Consider the following 3,291-nt stretch of genomic DNA (forward strand, 5'->3'; position numbering starts at 1 on the left):
GGAGACAACAAGCCTTTCGTCCCATGATCGATGTGCCTGACCGCACATTGTCGGGGTCTGTCTCAAGAAGCTGGTCTTTCGTCGATCGGGTTTAGCCGCCCGGTCGACAGATAGAACACCGCTGCAGGATCTTGGACGAGGTTGCACACCTTGCCGGGATTTGCGGTGTTCGAAGAGGACATTGTGAATGTTCGCCTCTCTCTCCTGGTGCCGTTTAGGCGGGGCCGGGATGGTGGGCATTGACGATGAGAATGATCAAGTGACTTAAGGGCATTTGGTGAATGCCTTGGCATGCACAGGCGATGAAGGACGTGATACGCTGCGATAAGCCATGGGGAGCTGCGAATAAGCTTTGATCCGTGGATTTCCGAATGGGGCAACCCACCTTTGACGCCTGTTAAGTTCAAGCGGTTGGCAAGACTTCGTGTTTTGCGAACCGTTTGGATTAACAGGTGTCTATAAAAGGTATCTAACTCTGAATACATAGGGGTTAGAAGCGAACTCGGGGAACTGAAACATCTAAGTACCCGAAGGAAAGGACATCAACCGAGACTCCGTCAGTAGCGGCGAGCGAACGCGGACCAGGCCAGTGGCCATCGAGAGAAGAAGCGGAACAGGTTGGAAAGCCTGGCAAGAGTGGGTGATAGCCCCGTACGCATAATGTCTCCGATGGTCCTCGAGTAGGGCGGGACACGTGAAATCCTGTCTGAAATTAGGGGGACCACCCTCTAAGCCTAAGTACTCGTGCATGACCGATAGCGAACCAGTACCGTGAGGGAAAGGTGAAAAGCACCCCGACAAGGGGAGTGAAATAGTACCTGAAACCGAATGCCTACAAACAGATGGAGCTCAAGGTTCGTCCTGGGTGACATCGTACCTTTTGTATAATGGGTCAGCGACTTAGTCTGGCGAGCAAGCTTAAGCCGATAGGTGGAGGCGTAGCGAAAGCGAGTCTGAACAGGGCGTTCAGTTCGTCGGATTAGACCCGAAACCGAGTGATCTAGCCATGAGCAGGTTGAAGGTGCGGTAACACGCACTGAAGGACCGAACCCATATCTGTTGCAATAGATCGGGATGACTTGTGGCTAGGGGTGAAAGGCCAATCAAACTCGGAAATAGCTGGTTCTCCGCGAAATCTATTTAGGTAGAGCGTCGGATGAACACTCCAGGGGGTAGAGCACTGAATGGGCTAGGGGGTCTCACCGACTTACCAAACCTAATCAAACTCCGAATACCTGGAAGTGCTATCCGGCAGACACACGGCGGGTGCTAACGTCCGTCGTGGAGAGGGAAACAACCCTGACCACCATCTAAGGTCCCCAAGTTATGGCTAAGTGGGAAAGGATGTGAAGACTCCAAAACAACCAGGATGTTGGCTTAGAAGCAGCCATCATTTAAAGAAAGCGTAACAGCTCACTGGTCTAATCAAGAGTCTTTGCGCCGAAAATGTACCGGGGCTCAAGCCATACACCGAAGCTGTGGGCTCGTCTTTGACGAGCGGTAGCGGAGCGTTCCGTAGGCCTGTGAAGGCGGACCCGTGAGGGCTGCTGGAGGTATCGGAAGTGCGAATGCTGACATGAGTAACGATAAAGGGAGTGAGAGACTCCCTCGCCGAAAGTCCAAGGGTTCCTGCTTAAAGTTAATCTGAGCAGGGTTAGCCGGCCCCTAAGGCGAGGCCGAAAGGCGTAGTCGATGGGAACCACGTTAATAATCGTGGGCCTGGTGGAGAGTGACGGATCTCGTGTATCGTACGGTCTTATTGGATTGATCGTGCGGTGAAGAGGTTCCAGGAAATAGCCCCACCGTATAGACCGTACCCGAAACCGACACAGGTGGACTGGTAGAGTATACCAAGGCGCTTGAGAGAACTATGTTGAAGGAACTCGGCAAATTGCACGCGTAACTTCGGAAGAAGCGTGACCCCCATTTACGCAAGTAGGTGGGGGTGGCACAGACCAGGGGGTAGCGACTGTTTATCAAAAACACAGGGCTCTGCGAAGTCGCAAGACGACGTATAGGGTCTGACGCCTGCCCGGTGCTGGAAGGTTAAGAGGAGGGGTGCAAGCTCTGAATCGAAGCCCCAGTAAACGGCGGCCGTAACTATAACGGTCCTAAGGTAGCGAAATTCCTTGTCGGGTAAGTTCCGACCTGCACGAATGGCGTAACGACTTCCCCGCTGTCTCCAACATAGACTCAGTGAAATTGAATTCCCCGTGAAGATGCGGGGTTCCTGCGGTCAGACGGAAAGACCCCGTGCACCTTTACTATAGCTTTACACTGGCATTCGTGTCGGCATGTGTAGGATAGGTGGTAGGCTTTGAAGCGTGGGCGCCAGCTCGCGTGGAGCCATCCTTGAAATACCACCCTTATCGTCATGGATGTCTAACCGCGGTCCGTCATCCGGATCCGGGACAGTGTATGGTGGGTAGTTTGACTGGGGCGGTCGCCTCCTAAAGAGTAACGGAGGCGCGCGATGGTGGGCTCAGACCGGTCGGAAATCGGTCGTCGAGTGCAATGGCATAAGCCCGCCTGACTGCGAGACAGACAAGTCGAGCAGAGACGAAAGTCGGTCATAGTGATCCGGTGGTCCCGCGTGGAAGGGCCATCGCTCAACGGATAAAAGGTACGCCGGGGATAACAGGCTGATGACCCCCAAGAGTCCATATCGACGGGGTTGTTTGGCACCTCGATGTCGGCTCATCGCATCCTGGGGCTGGAGCAGGTCCCAAGGGTTTGGCTGTTCGCCAATTAAAGCGGTACGTGAGCTGGGTTCAGAACGTCGTGAGACAGTTCGGTCCCTATCTGCCGTGGGTGCAGGAGAATTGACAGGATCTGACCCTAGTACGAGAGGACCGGGTTGGACGTACCTCTGGTGGACCTGTTGTGGCGCCAGCCGCAGTGCAGGGTAGCTATGTACGGTCGGGATAACCGCTGAAGGCATCTAAGCGGGAAACCCACCTGAAAACGAGTTCTCCCTATCAGAGCCGTGGTAGACCACCACGTTGATAGGCCGGGTGTGGACGTGCGGCAACGCATGAAGCTTACCGGTACTAATCGCTCGATCGGCTTGATCATTCTCATTCGTCAATGCCCACCCCCAAAAGGGTGCGCACCAATCACAATGTCCAAAAGACCAGCTTCCAACTTGCCATTTGCCGACCTGGTGGTTCTAGCGGGGCGGCCGCACCCGATCCCATTCCGAACTCGGCCGTGAAACGCCCCAGCGCCCATGATACTTCGTCTCAAGACGCGGGAAAGTCGGTCGCCGCCAGGTCTGCAAATCGCAAGTTG

The 3,291-nt window shown here is 54.6% G+C and carries 2 rRNA genes; both read left to right on the top strand.

Features of this window, described 5'->3' with window-relative positions:
• Window positions 1–253: 253 nt before the first annotated feature.
• A 23S ribosomal RNA gene (locus H9Q09_RS22195) occupies window positions 254–3,075 on the top strand.
• An 84-nt stretch (window positions 3,076–3,159) separates the two neighbouring features.
• A 5S ribosomal RNA gene (rrf, locus tag H9Q09_RS22200) occupies window positions 3,160–3,274 on the top strand.
• Window positions 3,275–3,291: the final 17 nt, after the last annotated feature.

The sequence above is a fragment of the Aurantimonas sp. DM33-3 genome, from assembly GCF_014334315.1.
Taxonomy (GTDB): domain Bacteria; phylum Pseudomonadota; class Alphaproteobacteria; order Rhizobiales; family Rhizobiaceae; genus Aurantimonas; species Aurantimonas coralicida.